Raw genomic sequence first — 26,043 nt, 5'->3', positions numbered from 1 at the left:
AAGCCTTTCGACCGAATCTCGGTGTTCACCGGCGCGCCGCGCAGCGAACCGCTTGCGGCGGTGCGGCCGTTGTCCGGGTCAGGTAGTGCTGCGGTTGCGTAACAGCGAGTCGAGCGAATCCACGATCCAGTCCCAGGATTCCTGCGCAGCGGGGGCGCTGTGTTCGAAACCACCGGCCAGCTCCAAACTGACGTAGCCGTGGAAGACGCTGCCCAGCATCCGGACCGCATGCGTCGCGGCCGGCTCGTCCAAGTCGTAGCCCCGCAGGATCGCCCGGGCCATCTGGGCGTGCCGGACGCCAGCGCTGGCGGCCGCTGTTTCCGGGCCGAGCCGGAGCCTGGCGGCCGCATACCGGCCCGGGTGCTCCCTGGCGTACTCGCGGTAGGCGTCAGCGAACGCGGCCAGGGCGTCCCTGCCGGCCCGACCAGCGACGGCGTCGGCGACGCGATCGGCGAGTTCCTCCAGCGCGAACAGCGCGATGCGGATCCTGAGGTCCTGCGAGTTCTTCAGGTGCGAGTACAAGCTCGGGACCTTGACGTCGAACCGCCGGGCGAGCGCCGAGATGGTGACCTCGTCGAAGCCGACCTCATCGGCCAGCTCCGCCCCCGCTCGGGTCAGACGCTCCGGCGTGAGCCCTGGTCTCTCCATCACCCTCCCCCTAACTGCCTACACCTATTATGCTCCTGCCTAATAGTTATAGGCAAACTCGCCCGCAGCTCGGGAGTAACGGACCGAACGAGAGATCTGGAAGGCGTGCGCCTGGCGCCGTGTCTCTTGCGAACCGAACGCCCTGCGCCACCTCATCAGGCAGCGGCGCATCCTGAGAAGTAGCAACCGGAGTAGACGATCAGGACTCGCGCACGCGCTCGGCAATTGCGTTGGCCAGTTCCGCCGTCGTGCCGGTGCCGTCCAGGTCGGGGGTGAGCGGGGCTTCCCGCGGACCGTACGCCAGGACGTCCTCGACGGCACCGAGCAGGTGCGCTGCCGCCTCGGGGTGACCGAGGTGCTCCAGCATCATCGAACCGCACCAGATCTGGCCGACCGGGTTGGCGATGCCCTTACCGGCGATGTCCGGCGCGGAGCCGTGCACCGGCTCGAACAGGCTCGGATGATCGCGCTCGGGGTTGATGTTCGCGCTCGGGGCGATGCCGAGCGTGCCGGTGCAGGCCGGGCCCAGGTCGGACAGGATGTCGCCGAACAGGTTGCTGGCGACGACCACGTCGAACCATTCGGGGTGCAGCACGAACTGTGCGGCCAGCGCGTCGATGTGGAACTTGTCGAGACGTACGTCGGGGAACTGCTCGCCCATCGCGGCCACCCGCTCGTCCCAGTAGGGCATGGAGATGGAGATGCCGTTGCTCTTGGTGGCCGAGGTGAGGTGCCGTTTCGGGCGGCGGAGCGCCTGTTCGAAGGCGAAGCGCAGCACGCGGTCGACGCCGACGCGCGTCATGATGGTCTCCTGGAGGACGGTTTCCCGCTCCGTGCCCTCGAAGATGCGACCGCCCACGCTCGAGTACTCGCCCTCGGTGTTCTCCCGGACGACGACGAAGTCGATGTCGCCGGGTTCGCGGCCGGCCAGCGGACTGCGGACGCCTGGCATGAGCCGGCAGGGGCGCAGGTTCACGTACTGGTCGAAGACCCGCCGGAACTGCAGGAGGCTACCCCACAGGGAGATGTGGTCGGGCACCACTGACGGCCAGCCGACCGCCCCGAAGTAGATGGCGTCGTAGCCACGCAGTGTCTCCTCCCAGTCGGGCGGGAGCATCGTGCCGTGCTGCTGCCAGTAGTCGGCGCTGGCGAAGTCGAAGCTGTCGAAGGTGAGGCTCAACCCGAACCGGTCGGCGGTCGCGCGCAACGCCTCGATCCCCGCGGGTACGACCTCCTTGCCGATGCCGTCCCCGGGGATGACGGCGATGCGCTGTGACGTCACGCCGTCTCCCTCAGCGCGGCGAGACCACCCTGCGCGTCCTCGGTGGCGAGGCGTTCGGCGGTGGCGGAGTCGCCGGCGCGCAGGGCCCGGACGAGGGCGCGGTGACTGGTGTACCGCTCCAGGCCGAACGTGTCGTCCGAGGCCACTTTCCGCAGCAGCAGCTCCCGGCGCTGGGGGCGGGAGAACACGCGGCTCTGCTCGAGCATCCGGACGAGGACGGGGTTGTGGGCGCACGCGTTCACGGTGTCGTTGAACTCCTGCATCGTGTCGAGCAGCTCGGCGAGGTGCCGGTCGACCGCCTGCCCGTGACGGTGTCGTTCCTTGAGCAGGATCAGCAGGTCGTCGGCCCGGTCGAGGATCGCGTCCAGGGCGTCGAGCTGACCGGCGGTGGCGTGCCGGGCGGCGAACCGGGCGACGAGGCCGCGCAGGCCGACCTCCACCTCGGCGAGGTCGTCGATGGCCGCGTCGCGGATCGCGGCCACCAGAACGGTACGCGGCCCGATCCGTTCGATGAGGCCGTCGAGTTCCAGGCGGCGCAGCGCCTCACGGACGGGCGTCGGGCTGATCGCGAGCCGCTCGGCCATGCCCCGCTCGGTCACCTTCTCCCCCGCGGCGAGGTCGCCGGTGGCGATGGCGGTGCGGACGTGACGGTACGCCTGGTCGGCGAGCGTCTCGGTAACGGTCATGTTCGGACTCTAACCCATGACACAGCAAAGCCTGTTGCGACTATTGACGAGTTTGCTACAGCAAATTAGCGTGACGCCGGACACATGGAGGTGACATGACCGAAACGCAGGTCCGCGACAGCGCGGTGTCCCACCGGAAGATCACGCTGCTCATCGCTCTGGTGCTGTTCGCGCAGGAGTCGACCTGGAACTTCTACGACAACCAGGTCCCCGCGCTGCTACGCGACCACGTCGCGAGCGCGGCGGTCGTCGGTCTCCTGATGGGAATGGACAACCTGCTGGGGATCTTCGTCCAACCCTGGATCGGCAACCGGTCGGACAACACCCGTACCCGGTGGGGACGCCGCGTGCCGTACCTCGCGGTGGGCATGCCGGTGGCCGCCCTGCTCTTCCTGCTCCTCCCCTGGACCACGTCGCTCGCCACGCTCGTCGTGGTGATGGTCCTCTACGCGCTGGTCGCCAACACGATCCGTCCGCTGGCCGAGTCGATGGTGCCGGACTTCATCGCGCCACAGCGGCGAAGCCGGGCGAACGCCGTCGTGAAGATCGCGACCTCGCTGACCATCATCGTGGCGTCGCTGATCAGCCTGTTCGTGGTGGACGAGCATCCGCGCGGCGCGTTCGTCATCCCGGCGGTGATCCTGTTGCTCGTCACGGGGGTGCTGATCCTCAAGGTGCGTGACAACCGATCAGCGGCATATCAAGCCGCCCTGGCCGAGGACGCCACCGCGAGCAACGGCGGAACGGACGTGCCGTTCCGGCGGATCGTCGCGGACCTGGTCACCGATCGCGACCGCCGACGACTTCTGCTCCTGCTGACCGTTCTGCTCTTCGGTGGCGCATGGTTCGCCTCGCGCTCGCTGATCACCCCGTACGGCATGGAGGTTCTGGGCCTCACGCGTGGAGAGGCGGGCGGGCTCAGCCTGCCCAGCGGCGTCGCCTACCTGCTCGCCGCCTTCCCGGCGGCGCTGTGCGCCGAGCGCTTTGGGCGACTGCGTACCATCGGCGCGGGCATGGCCCTGTTCGCCGTCGCGATGGCTGCCGAATCGATCGTGCGGACCCCGACCGGGACCGTCGTCGTGTTCTGCCTCGCCGCCGTCGGCGCCGCCGCGTTCACGATCAACGCGGCGGTGGCGTTGTGGAACATGGCGCCGTCCAGTCGGGTGCTCGGCACCTACACCGGCCTGTACGCGGTCACCTGGTACCTGGGCGGCTTCGGAGGACCGGCGATCATCGGCGCCGTGGTCGACCTCACCGGCTGGACCGGGATGCTGCTCGACATCGCGGCACTGGCCGCGCTTGCCGTCCTCGTCGTCGTGTACCTCGGCCGCCTGCAACGACGCCGCACGACCGCTCTCCTGTCATGACACGAAGGAATTCGATGCCGACCGTTCTCATCACCACGGACTACCTCGCCCCCGGCGACGAGGTGGACACATACCTCACCGGGCGGGGTTTCACGACCCGGCACGACCCGATGCGGGGACCTCGCCGGCCCGAGCAGCTGATCGCCGCCCTGGCCGGGGTCGACGGCGCGTTGATCGCCAACGAGCCGATGACGGAGGAGGTGCTGCGGCAGGCGTCGAGCCTGCGCGCCATCGTGCGCACCGGCGCCGGCTACGACACCGTCGACGTGGCCGCCGCTGCCCGGTTCGGCATCAGCGTGAGTAATCTGCCGGGGATCAACAGCAACGCGGTGGCCGAATACACCATCGCGTTGCTGCTCGCCCAGGCACGGCATCTGGTGCCGATGGCCGCCGACGTCGCGGCCGGTGGCTGGCCCCGCCGCGACGGCCACGAGGTACGCGGCAAGACCATCGGACTGATCGGGCGGGGTGCCGTGGCACGGCGGGTGGCACCGCTCGCCTCGGCCTTCGGCATGACGGTGTTGTGCACCGGCAGCCTGGCCGCGCCGACGATCCAGGTCACGCTCGACCAGCTGCTTCGCGACTCCGACTTCGTATCCGTGCACACCGCGCTGACGTCGCGCACCCGCCACCTCGTCGACGCCGCAGCGCTGGCACGCATGAAGCCCAGCGCACATCTGATCAACACCGCACGAGGGCCGATCATCGACGAGGCAGCCCTCGCCGAGGCCGTCCGCGCCGGCCGCCTCGCCGGCGCGGCTCTCGACGTGGTGGACGTCGAGCCGCTGCCCGCCGACAGCGTCCTGCGCGGCGTCGAGGGCATCACCGTCTATTCGCACATGGCCGGGCAGACCGCCGAGGCGCGGCTGGCCGCAGGGATGGAGGGTGCCAAGGAACTGGTCGCCGCCCTCGATGGCCGCCCCGCCCACTCGGTAACCGCAGTACGGGAGCTGGCATGACCAACAGGACAGCAGAAGCGGACGTGATAGTGGTCGGGGCGGGCCTCGCCGGGTTGGTCGCCACTGCGGAGCTGGTCGCCGCCGGTCGATCCGTCCTACTGCTCGATCAGGAGCCCGAGCAGAGCCTCGGCGGCCAGGCGTTCTGGTCGTTCGGCGGGCTGTTCCTGGTTGACTCGCCCGAGCAGCGCCGGATGGGCATCCGCGACTCCCTGGACCTCGCGTGGCAAGACTGGCAGGGCAGCGCGGGGTTCGACCGGCCCGAGGACGACTGGCCGCGGCGCTGGGCCGAGGCGTACGTCTCGTTCGCCGCGGGCGAGAAACGCTCGTGGCTGCGAAGCCTGGGCATCAAGCTGTTCCCGATCGTCGGCTGGGCCGAGCGCGGTGGCTACGACGCCACCGGGCACGGCAACTCGGTGCCGCGTTTCCACATCACCTGGGGTACCGGTCCCGGCGTGCTCGAGCCGTTCATCGCGATCGTGCGGCAGGCCGCCGAGCGCGGTCAGGTCCGGCTGGCGTTCCGCCACCGGGTCGACACGCTGACCACTCGCGCCGGCGTTGTCACCGGCGCGGCCGGGACGATTCTGGAGCCCAGCGACGCTCCCCGTGGAACCGCCAGTTCCCGCGTCCCGGCCGAGGACTTCGCCTACACGGCGCAGGCCGTCCTGGTCACCTCCGGCGGCATCGGAGGCAACCACGACCTCGTACGCCGCAACTGGCCGGAACGGCTCGGGACGCCGCCCGCTCACCTGATCACCGGTGTCCCGGCGCACGTGGACGGTCGAATGCTCGACATCACCACGGGCGCGGGCGGCGCCGTGATCAACCCGGACCGGATGTGGCACTACGTCGAGGGCATACAGAACTGGGATCCGATCTGGGCCTCCCACGGCATACGAATCCTGCCCGGCCCGTCCTCGATGTGGCTCGACGCGCGTGGCCGCCGGCTCCCGGTGCCGCTCTACCCCGGATTCGACACCCTGGGCACGCTCGCCCACCTGCGTTCGACCGGATACGACCACAGCTGGTTCGTGCTCACCCAGAAGATCATCGAGAAGGAGTTCGCGCTCTCCGGATCGGAGCAGAACCCGGACCTCACCGGCCGGAGCGTTCGTCAGGTCCTGGGCCGCCTCCGTGCCGGGGCGCCGGCACCCGTGGAGGCGTTCAAGCGCCGCGGCGCCGACTTCGTCGTGACCGACGACCTCGACGAACTCGTCAAGGGCATGAACGCCCTCACCGGCGAGCCGCTGCTGGACCCGCTCGACGTGCGCCGCACGATCGAGGCGCGCGACCGACAACTCACCAACGACTTCACCAAGGACATGCAGATTGCCGCGATCCGCAACTTCCGCCGATACCGCGGCGACCGGCTGATGCGCACCGCGCCGCCGCACCGGCTGCTCGATCCCGCCGCCGGACCGCTGATCGCCGTACGCCTGCATGTGCTCACCCGCAAGACCCTCGGCGGCCTGCACACCGACCTCGACGGCCGGGTGCTCGACGGCACCGGGCAGCCGGTGCACGGCCTCTACGCCGCGGGCGAGGTCAGCGGGTTCGGCGGCGGTGGAATGCACGGGTACCGCGCCCTGGAAGGCACCTTCCTCGGCGGTTGCCTGTTCTCCGGACGCCAGGCCGGCCGCGCGCTCGCCGCCACCCTCACCTGACCATGGAAGGAACCACCATGACCGCACGCCGCGACTCCGTTCGCGTCCTCGCGCCGACCGGCATGCTCGGCGCCGGATTTCCGCCCGAGACCGTCACTCGCGGCCTGGACCTCGGCGCCGACGTCATCGCCGTGGACGGCGGCTCCACCGACTCCGGCCCCTATTACCTCGGTTCCGGTATCGCCAAGACCGCCGCCGCAGCCGTGGCCAGAGACCTGCGGCTGCTGCTGCGTGCGGCAGCCACCGCCCGCATCCCGCTGATCATCGGCTCCTGCGGCACCAGCGGCACCGACTCCGGCGTCGACTGGGTCGCCGGCATCACCCGCCAGATCCTGGCCGAGGAGAACCTTGACCTGCGGGTAGCGACGATCTACAGCGAGCAGCAGGCCGGCGACCTCAAGGGGCACCTCGACCAGGGCCGGGTGCACCCGCTGCCGCCGGCCGGCGACCTCGACCTGGCAACATTGGAGAGCTGCGAGCACATCGTCGCGATGATGGGCCACGAGCCGATCGCCGAAGCGCTGGCCGCCGGCGCCGATGTGGTTCTGGCCGGACGCGCCACCGACACCGCCATCGCCGCCGCCTATCCGCTGATGGCCGGCATGCCGGCCGGCCCGACCTGGCACGCCGCCAAGATCGTCGAATGTGGCGGGCAGTGCACCACGAACCCGCGCGCCGGTGGCGTTCTCGCCACCATCGACGCCACCGGCTTCACCATCGAGCCGCTCGACCCCGCCGTCGCCTGCACCACCACCTCGGTCGCCGCGCACATGCTCTACGAGACGGTCGACCCCTTCTCGATGCGCGAACCGGCGGGCACCATCGTGGTCGCCGACGCCACCTACCGGGCCTTGGACGACCGACGGGTACGCGTGGAGGGCTCCCGCTTCGAACCCGCCGCGCAGCACACCATCAAACTCGAGGGCTCGCGCATCACCGGCTACGAGACTATGTCGTTCACCGCCATCCGCGACCCCCACATCCTCGGCCAGATCACCACCTGGGCCGCGCTGTTGCGCCGGATGATCGGTGAGTGGGTCACCAACGCGCTAGGACTGAACCCCGACGAGTACGCCTTCGACATCCGCCTCTACGGCTACAACGCCGTCCTGGATGCCATCGACCCGGCCACCGGACCGCCCCGCGAAGTCGGCGTGATGCTCCTGGTCAACGCCGCCGACCAGCAGACCGCCACCGCCATCGCGAAGATAGCCAACCCGCTCATGCTGCACCTACCCACCCCCGACATGGACTACCTCCCCAGCCTCGCCTTCGCGACCTCGCCCGCCGAGACCGAACGCGGAGCGGCGTACGAGTTCGTCCTCAACCATGTCGTCGACGTCGACTCCCCCACCAGCCTGTTTCGCATCAACGTTCCGGAGGACACCGATGACTGAGACCGTTGCGGACCTCGCACTCGAGGTCCGGTCGAAGAACGCCGGCCCCTTCTGGGTCACTATGGAGGTGTTCCTGCGCGACGCGGCCGGCTACGCCATCGTCGGCGATCCCGAATTCCTGAACGCGCCGGTGATCGCGCGTCTCTACGGCGTCGCGGCGGACACCGTCCAGATCTACCGGATCCCCGAGCTCAACGTTGTCAAGATCTCGTTCCCGCGCCCCGTGGCACAGGGCAGCCTGCACGACCGCGACATCCATGCCGGCCAACACCACGTCCCGCTGGCCTTGCTGCGGGTGACAGCCACCGAGGGTGCGGGAAACGCCGTCCTGGACCGACGGTGAGGCTGGCCGGGTTGGCCCGTACGTGATGGGCTGATGGTTGGCGGCAGTGGACGTGACCCTTGCTCTGACTGGCTTCGCGCCTCCGAGGCGACGTGTCCGTCTGCTGCCGCCGCCTCCTGCCGCAGCCGGACCTGACCGCGACCCCGGGCCACCCCGCAGCCAAGGCCGCCTAACCAACCCGGCGAACGTTTGTGGTCAGGGCACTAGATGACGGGAACGGGGGAAGGGTCGACCAGAGTGCGGTCACCGTCGAAACCATGATCCAGCGCGGCGGTGACGTCCTCGTGTGGGGTTCCTGGCCGGATGGCGCTGACCTCGTCCAAGTGTCGATAGTGCTGATCGCTGAGGTCGAGTTGCAGCGACTTCAGGTACTCCTCCAGTTGAGTCAGGGTGCGCGGGCCGACGATCGGGATCAGGGCCGTGGGGGCCAGTGCGGCCCGGCTACGCAGCCAGGCCAGGGAGACCTGGACCGCGCTGACGCCGAGTTCCTCGGCAATCGTCAGTACGGCGTCGACGATGGCGGTGCGCTGGGCACTGCCCTCGATCGCGTCGCCCCGGGCGGTCAGCCGGCCTTGTTCACCCTGCCGATACTTACCAGTGAGCAGTCCGCCGGCCAGCGGGGAGTAGAGGACCACGCCCAGACCGTGAGCCTGCGCCATCGGCAGTAGCTCCCGCTCGGCAGATCGTTCGGCCAGGCTGTATTCCGTCTGGATGCCGACCAGAGGGGCCAGGCCGCGCAGGTCGGCGCGGACGGCGGCGCCGGCAACCCGCCAGGCCGGGAAATTCGACAGGGCGCCGTGCAGGATTTTGCCGGAGCGGATCAGGTCGTCGAACCCGGCCAGGATCTCCTCGATCGGGGTGAGGCCGTCGGGAAAATGCGGCATGAAGACGTCGACGTAGTCGGTGTTCAGGCGGCGCAGACTCGCTTCGAGAGACCGGACCATGATCTTGCGACTGTTGCCGGTCGTGCCCGGGCGGGGCTGGGCCTGCCTGGTCCCGCTGTACTTGGTGATGATCACAAAGTCGTCCCGCTGAGGCCCGAGCAGCCCGCCGAGCACAGTTTCGGCCTGTCCATCCTGATACAGGTTGGAGGTGTCGAACGTGGTGCCGCCGGCGGTGACGAAGGCCTCGAAGATCTGGCGGGAGGCCTCGGGGCCGGCGCCGGTGTTCGAGGTGCTGAAGTTCGCCGTCCCGAGCGCGTACTGCGACACACGCAGTCCGCTCAGACGGCCGAAGGTCTGGTAGCGCACGGTGGCTCCTGAGGGTCAGTGCGGTGAGGTAGGCTTCCGACAGTAGCAAATAAAGCGAGGGTTCACTCTTTTATGCCTAAGGTCAGTCAAGCTCATCTCGACGCACGCCGCCAGCAGATCGTGGATGCCGCCCGGGCTCGGTTCGCCAGTCACGGCTTTGCCCACACGTCGATGGCCGACATCGTGACCGAGTCCGGGCTCTCCAACGGGGCGATCTACCGGTACTTCACGAGTAAGGATGAGATCGTCATCGCGGTCTGCGAGCAGGGAACCGAAGCGCTGCCGAGGGCGCTCACCGCCGAGGCCGTGGGTGGTTTCCTCGACCATGTCCGGGCCCGGGCCCGTGACACCCATCATGCCCGGCTGGTCGCCCAGATCTATGCCGAGGCCGCGGTATCACCACTGCTGGCAGCCGTTGTGCAGAGACAACTCGCCGCGATGCGGGCCGCGATTGCCGAGCTGGTGCCCGACTCCCGGCGCCCGCAGGCCGGGCAGATCGCCGAAGCGTTCGTGGCCCTCAGCATCAGCTACAGCCTGCAACTGGCGATTCGTGGCGACCTGGATCCCGCACCCTTCACCAACGCGTTGATGGCGATCATCAAGGGCTAGTACGAGCGTGACCCGACCGGCTTCCGCCGGTCCGTGGACGCTCGACCGGCGTCCGTGATGCCGGCCGGCCTCCCTCTCGGACGGCTTGAACCAAAAGAGAGTGACGCGTCGTTTTGGGTGTTAGGGTAGGTCACTGTCGGCCCCTGACGAACCCGCTCCTTGGAGGACCCATGCCGGTAGCTCACATCGCTGCGATCAACCTGGAGTGCCCGGACCCAGCCGACCTGACCCGCTTCTGGGCCGCGATGCTGGACGGTGAGGTCACGGTCCAGACCCCGGACTTCTGTGCGGTCAAGGCGGGTCCGCTCTACCTCGGCGCGGTTCGCGTCGACGACTACCGGCCACCGACCTGGCCCACCGGCGAACGATCGCAGCAGATCCACTTCGACCTGGCCGTCGACGGCCCCGATGACCTCGATGACGCCGAGGCGCGGGCGATCGAACTCGGAGCCGTCAGAGAAAGACAACAACCGGCGCCGGAACGCTTTCGTGTCCTGCGCGACCCGGCCGGCCACCCGTTCTGCCTGCGCGGCTGAGCCGCACGACCCGGCCGCCGCCAGCGACGAGTCACGGACGGTGAGCTGCTCGTACTAGGCGAAGTTGTCGGCTTCCTCCTCAGGTGTGAAGGCCTCCGGTCACAGCTGCATCGCGAGCACGAGATCGACCTGCTCGACGAGCCACTTGCGGTAGATGTCGAAGTACGGGAAACGCAGCATCAGCGGGTACTGGCCAAGCAGGTCTCGAGGCGTTTCCGAAGATCACAAACCCTCTCCGACCGAGTGATCACCTGCGTCTCGCAAAAGGGCGATGACGTCCCCGGCCGCCCGGCGGCCCTCCGGGGTCGGCATGATCGGCCAGTCATGAATCATTCCCTCACCGATGTGCAGGTGAAGATCGGTTCCGGTCGCGTTACCGGCCCGGTCCCTGAGCACGACGGCGTCGGGGAAGAGGACATCGCGTGTCCCGCCGTACACGTGGACGAGTCCGAGGTGGTCCAGCCGGCCGTTGAGAGGGCTGGTCTGAGGGTTTGACGGATCGGCCGGGGCTGCCCAGCGGCTCGCGAGAACCCGGATGTGCTCGAGATTCAGCAACGGGTCGCGAGGTGCGATGTCGGCGATCCTCGGATTGGTGAAGGTCAGGTCCAGGGCGGGTGAGATCAGGATGGTGACGTCCGGCCCCTCGCTTCGCGAGGTCAGAGCCTGGAGCACGGACAGGGCGATGGTCGCGCCCGCTGAATCACCGGTCAGTGCGGTCGGCCCCTGTTTTTGGACGTGCTGGAACAGGCGCAGCATGACTGGAAGGACGTCGGCGTGGGTAGCGGCGGGAAGGCGCGGGTACAGGGGCAGGACAACTTCGCGGCCGGATTCGACGGCGATCCGGGCGGCCAGCCTCCAGTGCTGCGTGGTGATGGGGGCGGCCCAGGCGCCGCCGTGCAGGTAGACGGCATAGTGCCGTACCGGATTGACGGGCGCCAGCCGATAGACCGTCCAGCCTTCGAACTCTTCCCGTCGGACCGTGACACCCGGCAGACGCGGTGGAGCCGGGTTGGCCACTTCGGCGAGGAACCGGCTGGGCTTGAACTGGCGCTTCTTCACTCCGGTCACGCGCAGCAGACCGACAACGGCGTGGCTGGCCAGGCTGGGGCTCACGGGTTCACCACCTGGTAGGAGCCGGAGCGCACGTCGTCCAGCAGAGCGGGACCGCTGGTGCTCCACCCGAACGTGTCGTGCGCCTTCTGGGAGGTGATGCGCGCCGAAGATTGAAGCAGCGCGGCCATCGGCCCCATGGCGCTCTCGGCCTGTTCGGCGGTGATCGAGGTCGCGGTGGTTCCGGTCAGGTCCGCGATCGCCTCGGCAAGTTCGCGGAAGGTGAACTGACGCGGCCCGGCCGCGTTGTAGGTGCCCGCCGTCGGGCGCTCCAGAGCCGTCAGGTACAGGCGGGCGAGATCGTCCACGTGCACCGGGGTCCACGCGTTGTCACCGGCGCCGATGTAGATGGCTGCGCCCGAGCCGGTCGCGGCCCCGATCAAACTGGTCAGCAGCATGGTGCCGCCTCGACCGTAGACCAGACTGACACGGATGATCATGGCGTTCAGACCCGCCGCCTCGCGCACCAGGCGTTCGCCGACGAGCTTGGCCGGCACCAGGCCCGGCTCCGGCAGTTCTGCGTCTTCGTCCTGAGATTGGGCGGGATCGAGCCCGTAGACCAGGTTCGTGCTGGTGTAAATGAACGGCTTGCCCGTCCCAGCCTTACCCGCCCCACGGATCAGCGCCTCCACGGCAGCGGCCTCTGCCCTGACTGCGTCCTCGCCACCGGCATAGTCGACTGCTGCGGCGTGCACCACTGCGTCGGCTTGCGCCGCAGCCGTTTCCAGGAGCGCGGTGTCGGTCAGGCTGCCGAGCAGAGGACGCGCGCCCGCCTGCGTCGCTGTTGCTGCTGCCTGCGGGGACCGGGTCAGCGCTACTACTTCGTGACCTGCGGCAACGGAGTGTTCGACAAGCACCGAGCCCAGGTAGCCGGTGCCGCCGGTGATGAGTATCTGCATGTTCTCTCCGGGGGCCGAGCGGACGATGGAAACGGATGAGTTATCCGCTTCCATGACCGTAGCACGAAACGGATGAGTTATCCGATCTACCGTCCCGAGCCGACGTGCGGAAGCCCCTGACGCTAGTAGTGATTTGTCTGTTTCTGTGGCGTTTGTTGCCGCGTCACGTGTTCAAGGTTGGTGGCAGGTGAGGCAGGCGTCGGTTCAGGTCGCGAGGACATTGCAACTCGCGGATGACCGTCTAGAGAAGTCAGGCCGGCGCAGCCGCTTTTGGGTCCGGCGCAGTTCGGGGACGACGTAGCCAATGGACCACTCGTCCAAGGCGCCACGGAACTGGCCGTTGTCGGCCGTAGCAGGCGTCCGCGGCCAGCGACAGCGGACGAAGTCAGTGCTCAGCCAGCTCGTCGAGCATCTCCACCACCATCGACCACTCGGCCGGTGATGCTCATCGGCAGGTGTCCCGCACCAGGCCCGGCGAGCGAGCACATCGGGGCGGTCAGCCTGGCCAACAGCCTGGTCGCCCTATGACTTCGGCACGAACTTCCGCCAGTCCAGCGGGCACGACGCGGTGTCGGTGACCGCGCGGACACCCACCCCGATCTGACAGTTCGCCACCGTGCCCGACCTCCCCGTATACCTCCTGGCCACAGCCGCCCTTCGGGGAATCGGTGTCATCGACCACCCGCACCACCGGCCCGAGATCCGCCGCGCGACGGGTCAACCGCATCCGCACCGCCTTGGTGTCCCACGTCGAGGTCTTTACGAAATGCTGCGACCCCTGATGATCCCCCCGAGCCGATCCGCCATCGGCTGCATCGACTTACGCCGCCCGTCCAACGACAGCCCCAGTTATCCATTTATGCTGAAGTAGTGACCGCTTCCCCGCTCCGTAAGGACGCAGTACGCAACCGCCAGCGAATCGTCGAGATTGGCCGGGAGCTGGTCGCGGACGGCACCCCGATCCAGCTGAACGAGGTGGCCAGCGCGGCCGGCGTTGGCGTCGCCACGGTGTACCGGCACTTCCCAACGCCACAGGCGTTGATTGAGGCGGTGTCGGTGGACGGACTGGAGACGCTGATCCATGCCGCCAAACGGGCTGCGGAACAGGACGACGCATGGACGGCATTTTGTGATTTCCTGGTCAGGTTCGTGGAAGCGCAACTCACTGACGCCGCCCTATCCCCGGTGCTGTCGGCGCCCACAGCCGCCCTACCGGGCACAGCGCATCTGCTCGATCAGTTGGCCTCACTGTTCAATGAACTATTCGTACGGGTCAGGACCGCGGGGCGGCTGGCGCCCGGCATAACGCTCGCCGACATGACGCCATTGATGTGCGGAATCGCCTTCTCGGCCAGGATGCACTCAGCCACCGATCCTCAGGAGCAAGCTGCAGCCGGCCGCCGCTACCTCGATGTCTTACTGAACGGGATGCGGGCCCGCTGAGCATTCGACACGACAGCTGCCTCCGTCGGCACTACCCGGCGATGCGCGACCAGGATCCAGACAGCGTCGCTGGCTACCTGCGGCTCGACGCCATGATCATCGTGTGCGACCACGACGCCTGGACCATCGAAACTGACACTGCCGTCTTCCCGCTCACCGCCCCGACGACCGTCCTGGCCCGCGCAGTAAAATCCCCGCCCAACGGGACGGGGATCGTTCGAAACGCGCGAAAAAAAATCACGCTTTGTGGGGAACGATATGTCCGAGGCCATTTCACCACGACGACGGGATGCCAGCGACGGCTCCGCGACGGACAAGTCCTCGCCTCGGTGGGTAAACGCGAGTGCGCATTCCGCCTTCCCCCATCGGGACGCCACCTGATCCGCTCACGCCGCGGATAAGTCGTGAACGGACAGGTACACACCATGTTTCCGAAACGCGGCCGGCGCCCATGCCAGCGCGTCGGCCCGGTGGATCGCCAGTTCGGCTGGGAACCACGCCCGGCGCAGGACACGCCCGTCGACCCATGTAGGCAGGGCAAGATCCGCCTGGGCGAGCAGGTGCTCCGCGAGCGCCGCAAGCAGCACGTCCCAACGCGCGTCCCCAACTGCCCAGGCTCATCCCTCAATAGACCGGCCCTGGTCTCGGCCGCCTCCCAGCGGTACTCCTCCAAGAACTCCCACACCAGCTTCCAGCGGATTTGGTCGTGTCCGCGGATGCGAGATGCGAGGCCAACCGGACAGACTCATTGGTTCGTATTTTGTACCCGCCGGGCAAGCCTCACCTTCGACCCAACGGGCATCTGTGGTTGCAGGCTATCGCGGGTGCCCCCCCGGCGATCACCAAGGGACTGTGGATCTAACGGCACCTCTCTTGTCAACCCGCCGGCAGCAGAGAGGTCTCCGTTAGCGAAGGCAGCCCACACATAGCCGATGACAGCGTGCGAGCGGTGCCATCTGTTGCCGCCGAGGGCACCCGAGCCCACCGTCGTGTCCGGGGCCGCGTGAGCGGTTGCTGCCGCCGTCACCGGTGGGAAGCGGCGCTCTCAGCGCCCCGGCAGCGTCTTGAGCGCCTGGGACCGTTGCGCCACCAGATCGGCGTAGGTGCCGTCGCGCTCGGCCCAGCGGTGCTGCAGCACGGCCTGCACGAGGATCTCGTCCGGCGTCGGGTCCTGCCCGAGCAGCCCCAGCACCTCGTCGAGGTAGTCCTCGAGGTCCAGCGCGCGCGGGTTCAGCCGCTTGTGCTCCGGCGTGGTCGCCACCGCCGGCGGCACCAGCTCGGTGACCTCCACGCCGGTACCGGCGAGTTGCGCGCGCAGCGCCTCCGTGTACGCGTGCACGCCCGCCTTCGTGGCGGCGTACGTGGGCAGGAGCGGAAACGGCAGGAAACCGATGCCCGAGCTGACTGTGAGGAAGGTGCCCGCGCCGCGCCCGAGCAGGTGCGGCGTGAACGCGTCGAGCACCCGGATGGTGCCCAGCAGGTTGGTCTCGACGGTCGTCTCGGCGGTGGCGAAGTGCTCGGGGTCGCGCAGGTCCTCCGGAAGCTGGACCCCGGACATGGTGACCACGACGTCCAGGCCAGGGTGGCTTTCCAGCACGCTGTCGCGGGCGCGGCGCACCGAGTCGGCATTGGTGACGTCGATCTCGACGGTGGTCAGCCCATCGAGGGAAGCGGCCCGGCGCCCGCCGACGATGACGGTGCCGCCTGCGGCGGCGAAACGGCGGGCCAGGCCCAGGCCGATGCCGGAGGTGCCCCCGGCGATGAAGACCGTGCGGTTCGTGATGTCCATGAACCCAAGGTCGCAGCATCGCCGGGGCCTAGGAAGTGCTTTGCGAATCCGGGGAGTGACAGGACCCCCTGTCCGCGCCCGCGCCGGTATTAGCCTCGGCCTCATGCGCGACGACGACGGCACCAACCGGCTGGGTGACTACCTGCGGGCGCGGCGTGAGCTGGTCACGCCCGAGCAGGCCGGCATCCAGCCTGGCGCCCGCCGCAAGGTCCGGGGCCTGCGCCGCGAAGAGGTGGCGCTGCTCGCCGGGATCAGTGCTGACTACTACCTGCGGCTGGAACGCGGCCGCGACAAGAACCCGTCGCCGCAGGTGCTCGAGGCACTCGCCCGGGTCCTGCACCTGGACGACGTTGAGCGCCAGTACCTGCTCGACCTCACCGCGCCCCGGCCCCGGGCCCGCGCGCGCCGCCGGCCGGAGCGCGTGCCCGCGCGGCTGCACCACCTGCTGGCCGCGGTCGGGGTGCCGGCCTTCGTCGAGGGCCGCTCGTTCGACGTGCTGGCGGCCAACGCCCTGGCCACGGCGCTGTCACCCCGATTGCGCCCGGGCGAGAACCGGCTGCGCTCGATGCTGCTCGACCCGGAGGAACGCGAGTTCCACGCCGACTGGGAACGCTCCGCGGCGAGCTTCGTCGCGGCGTTCCGCCAGACCAACGGCGACGCGCCCGACGACGCCCGGGTCGTCGAGCTGGTCGGCGAGCTGTCGCTGTCCAGCGCACGGTTCCGCTCTTTGTGGGCGCGCCACGACGTGCGCCAACTGCAGGGTGGTACGACCACAGTCCGGCACCCGGTGGTCGGCGAGCTCACGCTGCACCGCGAAAAACTGCCGGTCGACGGTCTGTTATTGGTGCTCTACTACCCGGACGAGACCGGCGACAACGCCGAGAAGCTGCGCCTGCTAGCCTCGCTCGCCGCGTCCTGAAGGTGACCCCGCCGCGGCGTCTGCGCGCCAAGTCCGATGCTCGCCGAGCATTAATGCTTTGCCGTGATCAGACATCCGCTAGGCGTGCAACCGGTGGCCGCCGTTCTCGCGGCCATCGCGCAGAGCGCCGCGCTGCTCCTGCTCCTCGTCCGGCTGCGTCAGGCGACCGCACTGCAGTTCCTGGCCGTCGCGGTGTTCGCGGTGGCCGTCCCGCCCGGCGCGTGGTCGACATGGCCGCTCACCGTGCCAGGACTCCTCACGCTGATCGCACACGTCGGCCTGGCGGCGGCCCGCTACAGCCAGCGGGCCGCGTTGGTGACCTGGTGGTCGAGCGTCCTGCTGATCCCCGCCCTGGTGCTGCTCGATCCACGGGGCCGCTCCGTCGAGGACGGGCTACTGATCATGATCCTCTACCCGGCGGTGTCGGCGGTCGTGCTCGGTGCCGTGCTGATGACCCGCCACTGGCGGGACATTCGCCGGGAGCTCGCCGACGCGCGCCGCGATGTCGAGGTTCAGCAGAGCCAGCGGGCGGTCGCCGAGGAACGCACCCGGATCGCCAGAGAGCTGCACGACGTCGTCGCGCACGGCATGTCGGTGATCCACATGCAGGCGACCTCGGCGTCGTACCGGATCAAGAACCTGGACCCGGAGGCTGAGGCGGAGTTCGTGCGGATCGCCGCCGACGCCCGGTCGGCGATGCGCGAGATGCGGCAGCTGCTGTCCGTGCTGCGGGCCGAGGACGCGGGCGTCGACCTGGCCCCGGTACCCGACCTCAGCCAACTGCCAGACCTGGTCGAGTCGGCGAAACGAGCGGGTGTGCCGGTGGAGGTGCGCGTGGCCGACACCGTGCGGACGGCCGTGCTGCGGGAAAATGTCGCCCTGGCCACCTACCGGATCATCCAGGAGGCGCTCAGCAACGTCATCCGGCACGCGCCCGGCGCCCGTACGGTGATCTGTCTTGATATCGAAGGCGGCGATCTCGTGTTGTCCGTCGTGAACGACGCGGCAACGCGCTCGGCTGAGCCCCTGGAGCTACCCGGACTGACCGGCCACGGGCTGCCCGGGATGCGCGAGCGGGTCCGGCTGGTCGGCGGGTCGCTGGAGGCGGGCGTCCGCGACGATGGCGGCTTCGGGGTGACGGCACGCATGCCGATCGGGGACCCGCAGTGATCCGGGCGCTGATCGTGGACGACCAGTCGATGATTCGCGTGGGCATCCGCGCGATTCTTCAGGCACAACCCGACATCGAGGTCGTCGGCGAGGCGGAGAACGGGCAGCTCGGCGTGGAACGCGGCCGCAGCCTGCGCCCCGACGTCGTCCTGATGGACGTCCGGATGCCGGTGCTGGACGGGCTGGCCGCGACGAGGGCCCTGCTCGATCCGGAACGCGCCCAGGGGCACACCCTCCGGGTGCTGATGCTGACGACCTTCGACCTCGACGACTACATCTACGCCGCGCTGCAGGCGGGTGCCAGCGGCTTCCTGCTCAAGGACAGCGAGCCCGACGATCTGGTTCGGGCCGTCCGGATCGTGGCCGGCGGCGAGGCCCTCCTGGCACCGAGCATCACCCGCCGGCTCATCGAGAACTTCGTCGAGGCACGGCCACACCGACCCGCCCGCGCCACGGCACTCAACGCCCTGACCGACCGCGAGCGCGAGGTGCTGCGCCTGATGGCGCTCGGCATGTCGAACACCGAGATCGCCGCCACGTTGTTCATCGCCGAGCAGACCACCAAGACGCACGTCAGCCGGATCCTGCAGAAACTCGGCCTGCGCGACCGCGTCCAGGCCGTGGTCTTCGGCTACGAGACCGGCCTGGTCACGCCCGGCGGCCCGACCAGGTAGTGCTTGGCGAGATCTGTGCCAAGATCGGCCGATGCCCCAGATCCCAGGCTATGAAGACGATCCCTTGGTCGATGGGGCGTACCTGGTAGACGAGCCGCTGTTCTGGGCGAGCCACCTGTTGCAGTGCACCAATGGCCTCGAAGCGCCGCTGTGTGCGGGATTCGGGGTCAGCGAGGCAGACCTGTTGCAGTTCTTCGAACGGGTCAGCGATGAGCGCCGGTGGCCAGTGCTGTCAGTCCCACTTTCGGCAGGGCACCTGCTCCATGTCGTCTACCGCAACCTTCCCGGAGAACATGGGTTCGACTACCTGCTGCACCATCCCGGATGGAAGGCGGCGGTGCCCCTGGCGACTGTCGAAGGTTGCTTCCGGGGACCTGGGCTGTGCTGGCCGGAGTTGCTATCTGTCGCGCATACGGCGGCCGACGCCGGATCGGCCCCGCGCCTCGACCCCCACACCTTCCTTCTGTTGCTGCCGATCATGAGCGACGCGGAGCTCCCCTTGGACGCGGACGTCGTCCTCGCTGCGATGTTGACCGCCTGCGGCGCCGCTGGGGAGACCGGGGTGCTGGCCCGCGTACTCCTTGAGGAGCAGGGCTGCTGGGGCCCGCAGAACTGGACTCTGACCCCGGCCGGACGAATCAGCGAAACCAGGCATGCGTTCCGCCGCCCCGGGGCTATGGCGCCAGACACGTTGGCTCAGGTCAGCTTGCTGCTCGGGCCAGGTGGCAACGTTTGACAATCGCAGGGCTCGGTCGACCGGCTCGACTTCCTTCTATACGCGGAGGGGTCGGCGGCGGTCGGTGCGCTGACGTCGACGTCGTGATCCGGCACCGCCCGCCCGTTCCGGCGTCAGGCTCCGCCCTCGTAGTGGCCCACGATGCCCCGCCAGAAGGAGGCGAAGAGGACCACCCCCGCCGCGACCCAGGCGACCGCCAGCAACCGTCCCGCACCCGAGACCGCGGCACCCAACCGAGTCCGACGAGGACGAACTGGACACCGACGAGGCCGGCCATGGGCAGCAGTAGATGCCGGCCCGGCCGCACCTTGCCCTCGGCACCATCGTGCCGGCCGGTGAGCAGCCACCACCGGACGGCCAGGCCGAGCGCGCCAGCATCAGCGGCTTCGGGTGGCTCTGCAGCGCCCGCAGCTCCCTTCCGGCCTGGCTGCGCACCTTCTGGCTGGCGTCCTTGAGGTTGCGCCCCCAGCAGACACCCGCTCACCGATCGCGCCCGTGCCGCCCTCCGGCAGGCCCAGGTCGTTCGCCAGGTCGCGACGTGAGCCTTGTCGACCGCGTGTGGCGCACGCGCTCGGACGCGGAGGAGACGATGACGTCCGCGGTGGCCGGGTGGCCGGGTGGACGGGCTCACGGCACGAACGTGCCGAGCTGTTCGTCGAGCCAGGGGTAGAGCTCCTCGGCCGGGGTGTTCAGCCGCGACTTCATGTACCGGGTCTGATCGTCGGCGAGCACCTCGATCGAGCCGTTCGCGATCGCGTCGTAGGCCTGGGCGACCACGTCGGCTGGGCTGACCTTGGGCACGTCCCAGCGCGCCGACATCGGGGTGTCGATCATCCCGACCAGCAGGGCGACGACCTGGGTGCCCTGCGCGCGCAACTCGAAGCGCAGCGCGTTGGTCGCTGACCACATCGCCGCCTTGGACGCCGCGTACCCCGTCGGCACGTTGACCCAGGCCGCCGAGGACAGGATGTTGATCATGGCGCCACCGCCGTTGCTCACGAGCACCGGGGTGAACGCCCGGGCGACGCGCAGCGTGCCGAAGAAGTTCGTCTCGAAGATGCGGCGCAGCTCCTCCTCGGGCCCGGAGATGGAGTCGCCGGCCGGCGCAATCGCCGCGTTGTTGATCAGCAGGTCGACGTCGGGCGCGGCCTGCGCGGCCCGGGCGGCGTCGTCGACGCTGGTCAGGTCGAGGGTCAACGGCCGCACCCGGGGGTCGGCCCACGAGCGGGGCGTGCGGGCGGCGGCGTAGACCCGGGCCGCGCCACGGTCCAGGGCCTGCTGCACGAACTGCTCGCCGAGACCGCCGTTGGCGCCGGTCACGAGCACGGTACGACCGTTCATCTAGACTCTCCTCAGTAAGTGGGGACTTCCCCCGGAAACCACTATATGGGGACTGTCCCCGGATAGCCAAGGAGGAGTGTCCATGGCTACACGGCCGCTGCGTGCCGACGCCCAGCGCAACCGGGAGGCGATCCTCACTGCGGCTCGCGAGACCTTCGCGGCCGAGGGGGTGCTCACCTCGCTCGACGGGATCGCCCTGCGCGCCGGGGTCGGCAACGCCACGCTCTACCGCAACTTCCCCACCCGCGACGACCTACTCGCGGCGGTCATGGCCAAAAGCATCACGGACGCGTTGGCCGAGGCCGACACGCTGGCCGCGACGCTGTCCCCGCGGGCGGCGCTCACCGAGTGGCTCAAACGGCTCACCTGGCACCTGCGCATCTGGCACGACCTGCCGTACTGCCTGGCGACCGCTCACCAGAACGCCGACTCGCCGATGAAGCCGGCCTACGACCCGCTGCTGGCCCGGACCGGCACCCTGCTCGACGCGGCCAAGGCGTCCGGCGACGCCGCCGCGACGACCACCACCGACGAGGTGTACGAGCTGGTCCTCGCCCTGTCCTGGGCCGTCGACAGGTTCCGCGACGACGAGTCCACCGCCCACCGCCGGGTGACCATGGCCACCGCCGGGATCTTCACGGCGTGAGAGCGTCGTGGCGAACTGCACGCCACGACCTCGAGCGACGACGCGGCGGGCGGGCGGGCGGGCGATCCAAGATCACGACCGGGGACCATGGCGCAGCATGCGCCAACCAGCACAAACAGTTCCGAAACAGCCGAGCACCCAGCGAGTACCACGCTCCCACTAGACGGGAGTTCGGGCTCGAAAATGGGAACGAAAAAGGCCGTGACCTTAGTTCTTGCTGGTCACGGCCTTGATCTTTTGTGCGCCCGAAGGGACTCGAACCCCTAACCTTCTGATCCGTAGTCCAAAGCTCCGAACACACACTCCTACGGCGAGCACTCTACCTAAAACTCGTCCGCCGCAAGCCTTCCAGTTCATTCGAGTACAAGTGCGTCCTTCCAGGTCCGCGCCTTGCACGGGCTGACAATCCGCTGTTGTTGATATGTGAACGGGCGTCGCGCTTCCTGGTGGGTCCGGTTGCGTAGCGCTAAATCCACTTCAGTCCCCCGTCGGCTGAGCAGCCACCGAGCAACCACGATCGCCGCGGACCAAACCCGCGCCGGGTCCCCCGCCACCGTTCGAGCGGATGTCATCACCTGCACGTGCTGCCGGCATCGTCGGCTCGAAGGCTCAGCCAGGGCCGAACGCTCATCAATATCGTCTCCGGCAAGGACGACCTGGCCGCGTACGGCGACGGCGAGAGCGACCCGGCCCACCGGTACGCCCGTACCCGGGAGTTCCTGCAGATCGTGCGCAGGTGTGGGCCCAGGAGAGCGTCACCTACCAGGGTGAGCACTTCGCCGTCACCGGCTCCACCCTGGCGCTCCGACCGGTCGTGCGAGGCGAACGCAGACACCCCCGGCTCTACTTCGGTGGCGCCTCCCCCGCCGCCGAGGAGGTGGCCGCCGCCGAGGCCAACGTCCAGCTCTTCTGGGGCGAGCCACTCGACGGCGTGGCCGAGCGCATCGAGCGACTCACGCACCTCAGCGAGAAACTGGGACGCGAGCAGGCGCCGCTGGAGTTCGGGCCTCGGGTCACCACGCTGGTGCGGGAGACCACCGAACAGGCGTGGGCCGATGCCGAGGTCAAGGTCGCCCAGATGGCCAAGGGCGCCAGTGCCGCACGTGACCAGAACTGGCGGGCCGCCGTCGGTCAGCGTCGACTGCTCGACCTCGCCGCACGCGGGGAGGTCCTCGACGGCAACCTCTACACCACGCCCGGCACGTTCGGTGGCGGCCGAGCGGGCACCACCTGGCTGGTCGGCTCCCCCGAGGACGTGGCGAGTTCGCTGCGCAAGTACCAGCGGCTCGGCGTCACTCACTTCGCGCTCTCCGACACGCCCTACCTCGGCGAGATCAGGCGTGAGGGCGAGCAACTGCTGCCGCTGTTGCGCACCCGAGCACGCCGCCCCGCCGGTGATCTCCGCAATCAGTTCCTACCGGCCAAAGAGCCTGAAGCGGTTGACCCGTGGAGACCCTCCGACTGCCGGTGCGTCCGCATTCGAACCGACGACCCCAGCACTGGCATCCATAACGACCACCCCAGCCATGCTCGGGAGTCCCGTGACTGCCCAGCCGACCAGGTCAGCCAATAATTCGAATTCAGTGGCGTGAATCCGACTGATTTCCCCGGTGATGGAGGCCATTGGTTTCTCAACACCGCGTGGCCGGGATCGGCCCATCAGGGCCAAACAGGACACGACATCACCCGGAGACGCTCTCTGCCGAAGAAGGGTGCGAGGTGCAGGTCGCGGAGCATAGCCGCTGGTGCCCGTGCCGCGGTTGCCGGTCCAGGTGACGATTGTGGAATATTGGTGCAGTCGTGCCATGCGCTTAGCCTTCCTGGTCGGTGCTGTCGTACGCATCTAAGAACTCCTAACTCTTTGAGTGTTGGAGTCGGCGCCAGCAGATGATGGCGCAGGCGAGGGTAAGGAAGGCTTCGTGGATGTCGTCGCGGATCTCCCAGCGGATGCGCAGACGGCGAAACCAGTGCAGCAGGGCGATGGTCTGCTCGACGACCCAGCGTCCGGTGCCGAGTCCTGAGCCGTGTCCGGTGGGCGTCGGCGATGACCGGGGTGATGCCCTTGACTCGCAACTCGCGGCGGTACTTGTCGAAGTCGTAGCCGCGGTCGGCGTAGATCCGCTGCGGTCGTTGTCGGGGACGGCCTCGGATGCCCTTGATCGGTGGGTGGGATCTTGTCGACCAGGGGCAGGAGTTGGGTGACGTCGTGGCGGTTGCCGCCCGTCAGTGCGACGGCGAGGGGGATGCCGCCCGCGTCGGTGATGACGTGGTGTTTCGAGCCTGGCTTGCGGCGGTCGACCGGGCTCGGACCAGTTTTGGGCCGCCCTTGAGTGCCCGAACATGGGTTCCATCGATCACCGCCCGAGACATGTCGAGTCGTTGATCTGTGTTTCGCGCCGATACGGGCGTAGACCTCGGCGGCCATGGGCGCCCCGGCGGCCGGGCCCCAGCACCCCGTCGCTTCGGAAATCGAATCAACGCCCGGGACGCTACTGTATCGAGGATCGAAGCATCAAGAGGGGCGGCACAGGCAATGACTGCACCCCGGCCGGGCCGGCCGGTACGCGGATCGACTACCGGGCGACCCCTCATGGCCGCCCTCGACCTGTTCGGCCGCCGCTGGAACCTGCGCATCGTCTGGGAGCTGCAGCACGGGCCGGTCGGGTTCCGCGCCTTGCAGCAGCGCTGCGACAACATGTCCTCCAGCGTCCTGCGGCAACGGCTGACCGAGCTCCTTGACGCCCACCTCGTCGCCCAGCAGCCGGACACGACCTACACGCTTACCGATCTGGGCAGCGGTGTCTACCGGGCATTGCGCCCACTCGCCCGCTGGTCCGACGCGTGGGCCTCGGCCATGGACGAGGACGGCGAAGAACCGAACCCGTGAAGCACCGCCTCTGGCGCTTCGAAAACCGAATCGCTACGGTGCTTCTGAATCCGAATCACCTGGAGGGGTCATGGCTCGCATCCCGGCGCTCGAACCGCCGTTCACGCCGGACGTGGCGGCCCAACTCGCCACGATGATGCCCGCCGGAATGCCTCCCATCGGCCTGTTCCGAACGTTCGCCAAAAACTTGCCGATGACCGTCGCGATGAACAACTGGGGCAGGTACGAACTCGGCCGCGACCTGACCCTGACACTCCGCGAGCGGGAGATCGTCATCCTGCGCACCTGCGCGCGCTGCGGCTGCGAATACGAGTGGGGCGTCCACCTGATGGTCTTCGCTGAGCGTGCCGGACTCTCGCCGGCCGAGGTCACCTCACTCACCGGCGGCTCCCCTGACGATCCCTGCTGGACGGTCGACCGCGAAGCCATGCTCATCCAGATGGCGGACGCCCTGCACAACTCATGCGACGTCGACAACGACCTATGGCGATCCGCGCAGGAGCTGCTCGACGAGCGGCAACTGCTCGACGTGCTCATGCTGTGCGGGTGGTACCACGCGATCTGCTTCGCCGCCCGCACCGCTCGCGTCGACCTCGAGCCCGGCGCTCCGCGCTTCGCCGACATCACGGCCGCCTGATGGTCAGCCCACCGGTGGCAGTGGTAAATGCCTGCACCCGCGACGGACAAGGCGGCAGCCCCACCGCGGTCGTGATCGACGACGCCACGCTCACCGACAACGACCGGCATGCCACCGTCCGCAGGACCGGCACCTCCCACACCGCGTTCATCGACGCCAGCACACCGGACACACCCGCGGTGCGCTTCTTCACCAGCGTCGGGGAACTCACGAACTGCGGCCATGGCACCATCGCCGCGCAAGCCGTCCTGCTGCACCGCAGCGGCGCCACCGAGCACCACGGGCGCCAGCGCACCGCGGGCCGCACCTTCGCCACGACCGCCATCCGCCGCCACAACGGCGTCGAAGCCTGGTTCGACCAAGGCGTCATCGCCCTGGCGGACCACGCCGACCCCACCGGCGGTGGCATCATCGCGGCCCTCGGCCTGCAACGAACGGACATCGCCGCCGACGTGCGGGTCGCTTCTCCCGGCACGCCACGACTTCTCGTCCCCCTCCGGGATCACCCGACACTGCTGTCCATGCGGCCCGACTTCGATCAGCTGGCAACCGAATGTCGCCGACTCGGATATCTCGGCTGCTTCACCTACGCACTCTCGCCGACCTTAAGAACGGCCGCAGCTCGAATGTTCGCCCCCGCGGTCGGCGTCAACGAGGACATCGCGAACGCCAACAGTGTCGGCTGCCTCGCCGCCCACCTACTCGACACATCCGGCACCGGCGAGATCGAAGTCCACCAGGGCGACACGCTCCGGAGGCCATCATCAATATCAGCCAGCGCGACACACACCGGATCCGGCATCGTCGCCAGAATCGGCGGAGTGGTCGACCTCGGCCCGCCCATCGTTCCCGGCTGAAATGCCGAGCCTTTCACGTGATGATCGGATGCACGGTCATCGGCAGATCCGGTCGTCTCGGACGCGCGGTCAGCGGCAGATGCGTGCGCCTTCCTGACCTTGGGGTTGATGTGCGGCCGGCCGCGAATCTGTGCGTCGTACGGCTCCTGGCACGTTCGGTTTCGACAGGTGGAAGCGATCTCACCAATACACGACAC

Annotated in this window: 25 protein-coding genes and 4 pseudogenes; 17 read left to right on the top strand and 12 right to left on the bottom strand. The window is 68.6% G+C overall.

The annotated features are described in order from the left end of the window. Nucleotides 1–78 precede the first annotated feature (78 nt). The 3 genes from AB0C20_RS11815 to AB0C20_RS11805 form a co-directional block, all read right to left on the bottom strand. Nucleotides 79–648 (bottom strand): WHG domain-containing protein, encoded by a 570-nt coding sequence (locus tag AB0C20_RS11815; RefSeq protein ID WP_330438263.1) that lies wholly within the window; start codon nt 646–648, stop codon nt 79–81. 199 nt (nt 649–847) lie between these two features. Then, complete coding sequence (locus tag AB0C20_RS11810) at nt 848–1,930, bottom strand: tartrate dehydrogenase (RefSeq protein ID WP_330438264.1); 1,083 nt, start codon at nt 1,928–1,930, stop codon at nt 848–850. Then, nucleotides 1,927–2,616 carry a GntR family transcriptional regulator gene (locus AB0C20_RS11805; RefSeq protein WP_330438265.1) on the bottom strand — a complete coding sequence of 230 codons (690 nt, stop codon included), beginning with the start codon at nt 2,614–2,616 and terminating at the stop codon, nt 1,927–1,929. Before AB0C20_RS11805 ends, AB0C20_RS11810 begins: the two co-directional genes overlap by 4 nt. 95 nt (nt 2,617–2,711) lie before the next feature. Between AB0C20_RS11805 and AB0C20_RS11800 the strand changes: the two genes are divergently transcribed. The 5 genes from AB0C20_RS11800 to AB0C20_RS11780 are packed head-to-tail and all read left to right on the top strand — an operon-like array spanning nt 2,712 to nt 8,343. Then, entirely contained in the window at nt 2,712–3,983 is a 1,272-nt protein-coding gene (locus AB0C20_RS11800; RefSeq protein WP_357567891.1) for an MFS transporter, read from the top strand. A 14-nt stretch (nt 3,984–3,997) separates the two neighbouring features. Then, a complete protein-coding gene (locus AB0C20_RS11795) occupies nt 3,998–4,942 on the top strand; it encodes a phosphoglycerate dehydrogenase (RefSeq protein ID WP_330438267.1) in 945 nt (314 codons plus the stop codon). Next, on the top strand, nt 4,939–6,603 hold the full coding sequence (locus tag AB0C20_RS11790; protein ID WP_330438268.1) for an FAD-binding dehydrogenase: 1,665 nt from the start codon (nt 4,939–4,941) through the stop codon (nt 6,601–6,603). The genes AB0C20_RS11795 and AB0C20_RS11790 overlap by 4 nt, the downstream gene beginning before the upstream one ends. A 17-nt stretch (nt 6,604–6,620) precedes the next feature. Continuing rightward, nucleotides 6,621–8,000: an acyclic terpene utilization AtuA family protein gene (locus tag AB0C20_RS11785; protein WP_330438269.1), complete on the top strand. Its 1,380-nt coding sequence runs from the start codon at nt 6,621–6,623 to the stop codon at nt 7,998–8,000. Further along, on the top strand, nt 7,993–8,343 hold the full coding sequence (locus AB0C20_RS11780) for a DUF4387 domain-containing protein (RefSeq protein WP_330438270.1): 351 nt from the start codon (nt 7,993–7,995) through the stop codon (nt 8,341–8,343). The genes AB0C20_RS11785 and AB0C20_RS11780 overlap by 8 nt, the downstream gene beginning before the upstream one ends. Before the next feature lie 203 nt (nt 8,344–8,546). On the opposite strand, the gene AB0C20_RS11775 is transcribed toward AB0C20_RS11780, so the two are convergent. Continuing rightward, complete coding sequence (locus AB0C20_RS11775) at nt 8,547–9,593, bottom strand: aldo/keto reductase (RefSeq protein ID WP_330438271.1); 1,047 nt, start codon at nt 9,591–9,593, stop codon at nt 8,547–8,549. A gap of 120 nt (nt 9,594–9,713) precedes the next feature. Between AB0C20_RS11775 and AB0C20_RS11770 the strand changes: the two genes are divergently transcribed. Together AB0C20_RS11770 and AB0C20_RS11765 are read left to right on the top strand one after the other, a co-directional pair. Then, nucleotides 9,714–10,202 carry a TetR/AcrR family transcriptional regulator gene (locus AB0C20_RS11770; RefSeq protein WP_357567890.1) on the top strand — a complete coding sequence of 163 codons (489 nt, stop codon included), beginning with the start codon at nt 9,714–9,716 and terminating at the stop codon, nt 10,200–10,202. A gap of 170 nt (nt 10,203–10,372) precedes the next feature. Then, entirely contained in the window at nt 10,373–10,738 is a 366-nt protein-coding gene (locus AB0C20_RS11765; protein WP_330438273.1) for a VOC family protein, read from the top strand. 222 nt (nt 10,739–10,960) lie between these two features. Here AB0C20_RS11765 and AB0C20_RS11760 read toward each other — a convergent pair whose 3' ends face one another. The 3 genes and pseudogenes from AB0C20_RS11760 to AB0C20_RS11750 form a co-directional block, all read right to left on the bottom strand. Further along, entirely contained in the window at nt 10,961–11,851 is an 891-nt protein-coding gene (locus AB0C20_RS11760) for an alpha/beta hydrolase (RefSeq protein ID WP_357567889.1), read from the bottom strand. Next, nucleotides 11,848–12,801 (bottom strand): NAD-dependent epimerase/dehydratase family protein, encoded by a 954-nt coding sequence (locus tag AB0C20_RS11755; RefSeq protein WP_357567888.1) that lies wholly within the window; start codon nt 12,799–12,801, stop codon nt 11,848–11,850. The genes AB0C20_RS11760 and AB0C20_RS11755 overlap by 4 nt, the downstream gene beginning before the upstream one ends. A gap of 468 nt (nt 12,802–13,269) precedes the next feature. Next, a pseudogene (locus AB0C20_RS11750) lies at nt 13,270–13,486 on the bottom strand (transposase); the annotation flags it as partial. Between the two features lie 131 nt (nt 13,487–13,617). Between AB0C20_RS11750 and AB0C20_RS11745 the strand changes: the two are divergent. Continuing rightward, a complete protein-coding gene (locus tag AB0C20_RS11745; RefSeq protein ID WP_330438277.1) occupies nt 13,618–14,190 on the top strand; it encodes a TetR/AcrR family transcriptional regulator in 573 nt (190 codons plus the stop codon). Between the two features lie 386 nt (nt 14,191–14,576). Here AB0C20_RS11745 and AB0C20_RS11740 read toward each other — a convergent pair whose 3' ends face one another. Together AB0C20_RS11740 and AB0C20_RS11735 are read right to left on the bottom strand one after the other, a co-directional pair. Continuing rightward, nucleotides 14,577–14,777, bottom strand: a complete 201-nt coding sequence (locus tag AB0C20_RS11740) for a hypothetical protein (RefSeq protein WP_357567887.1) — start codon at nt 14,775–14,777, stop codon at nt 14,577–14,579. A gap of 458 nt (nt 14,778–15,235) precedes the next feature. Then, complete coding sequence (locus AB0C20_RS11735) at nt 15,236–15,979, bottom strand: SDR family NAD(P)-dependent oxidoreductase (protein WP_330438278.1); 744 nt, start codon at nt 15,977–15,979, stop codon at nt 15,236–15,238. Between the two features lie 103 nt (nt 15,980–16,082). Here AB0C20_RS11735 and AB0C20_RS11730 point away from each other — a divergent pair, with 103 nt between their 5' ends. The 4 genes from AB0C20_RS11730 to AB0C20_RS11715 all read left to right on the top strand — a co-directional run bounded on the left by AB0C20_RS11730 (nt 16,083) and on the right by AB0C20_RS11715 (nt 19,478). Then, the gene (locus tag AB0C20_RS11730) at nt 16,083–16,898 is read left to right on the top strand and encodes a helix-turn-helix transcriptional regulator (RefSeq protein WP_330438280.1); all 816 of its coding nucleotides are present in this window, start codon (nt 16,083–16,085) and stop codon (nt 16,896–16,898) included. 93 nt (nt 16,899–16,991) lie between these two features. Then, nucleotides 16,992–18,068, top strand: coding sequence for a histidine kinase (locus tag AB0C20_RS11725; protein WP_330438282.1), 1,077 nt, complete (start codon nt 16,992–16,994; stop codon nt 18,066–18,068). Next, nucleotides 18,065–18,742: a response regulator transcription factor gene (locus AB0C20_RS11720; RefSeq protein ID WP_330438284.1), complete on the top strand. Its 678-nt coding sequence runs from the start codon at nt 18,065–18,067 to the stop codon at nt 18,740–18,742. The genes AB0C20_RS11725 and AB0C20_RS11720 overlap by 4 nt, the downstream gene beginning before the upstream one ends. Before the next feature lie 31 nt (nt 18,743–18,773). Next, entirely contained in the window at nt 18,774–19,478 is a 705-nt protein-coding gene (locus tag AB0C20_RS11715) for a hypothetical protein (RefSeq protein WP_330438285.1), read from the top strand. Nucleotides 19,479–20,105: 627 nt separating this feature from the next. On the opposite strand, the gene AB0C20_RS11710 is transcribed toward AB0C20_RS11715, so the two are convergent. Continuing rightward, nucleotides 20,106–20,819 (bottom strand): SDR family oxidoreductase, encoded by a 714-nt coding sequence (locus AB0C20_RS11710; RefSeq protein ID WP_330438286.1) that lies wholly within the window; start codon nt 20,817–20,819, stop codon nt 20,106–20,108. Nucleotides 20,820–20,901: 82 nt separating this feature from the next. On the opposite strand from AB0C20_RS11710, the gene AB0C20_RS11705 reads away from it, so the two are divergent. Next, complete coding sequence (locus tag AB0C20_RS11705; RefSeq protein ID WP_330438287.1) at nt 20,902–21,465, top strand: helix-turn-helix domain-containing protein; 564 nt, start codon at nt 20,902–20,904, stop codon at nt 21,463–21,465. 581 nt (nt 21,466–22,046) lie between these two features. Further along, a pseudogene (locus AB0C20_RS11700) lies at nt 22,047–23,038 on the top strand (LLM class flavin-dependent oxidoreductase). Between the two features lie 280 nt (nt 23,039–23,318). On the opposite strand, the pseudogene AB0C20_RS11695 reads toward AB0C20_RS11700, so the two are convergent. Together AB0C20_RS11695 and AB0C20_RS11690 are read right to left on the bottom strand one after the other, a co-directional pair. After that, a pseudogene (locus AB0C20_RS11695) lies at nt 23,319–23,678 on the bottom strand (transposase); the annotation flags it as partial. Further along, a pseudogene (locus AB0C20_RS11690) lies at nt 23,669–23,890 on the bottom strand (hypothetical protein); the annotation flags it as partial. The pseudogenes AB0C20_RS11695 and AB0C20_RS11690, both read right to left, overlap by 10 nt. 165 nt (nt 23,891–24,055) lie before the next feature. On the opposite strand from AB0C20_RS11690, the gene AB0C20_RS11685 reads away from it, so the two are divergent. The 3 genes from AB0C20_RS11685 to AB0C20_RS11675 all read left to right on the top strand — a co-directional run bounded on the left by AB0C20_RS11685 (nt 24,056) and on the right by AB0C20_RS11675 (nt 25,846). Continuing rightward, nucleotides 24,056–24,352, top strand: coding sequence for a helix-turn-helix domain-containing protein (locus AB0C20_RS11685; protein WP_357567886.1), 297 nt, complete (start codon nt 24,056–24,058; stop codon nt 24,350–24,352). 112 nt (nt 24,353–24,464) lie between these two features. Beyond that, nucleotides 24,465–24,989, top strand: coding sequence for a carboxymuconolactone decarboxylase family protein (locus AB0C20_RS11680; protein ID WP_357567885.1), 525 nt, complete (start codon nt 24,465–24,467; stop codon nt 24,987–24,989). Next, the gene (locus AB0C20_RS11675; RefSeq protein ID WP_357567884.1) at nt 24,989–25,846 is read left to right on the top strand and encodes a PhzF family phenazine biosynthesis protein; all 858 of its coding nucleotides are present in this window, start codon (nt 24,989–24,991) and stop codon (nt 25,844–25,846) included. Before AB0C20_RS11680 ends, AB0C20_RS11675 begins: the two co-directional genes overlap by 1 nt. Nucleotides 25,847–26,043 lie beyond the last annotated feature (197 nt).

Source organism: Micromonospora sp. NPDC048843 (assembly GCF_040649965.1).
GTDB lineage: Bacteria > Actinomycetota > Actinomycetes > Mycobacteriales > Micromonosporaceae > Micromonospora > Micromonospora hortensis.
Note: the sequence above shows the minus strand (reverse complement) of the source record. Positions and strands in the feature narration are given on the sequence as shown.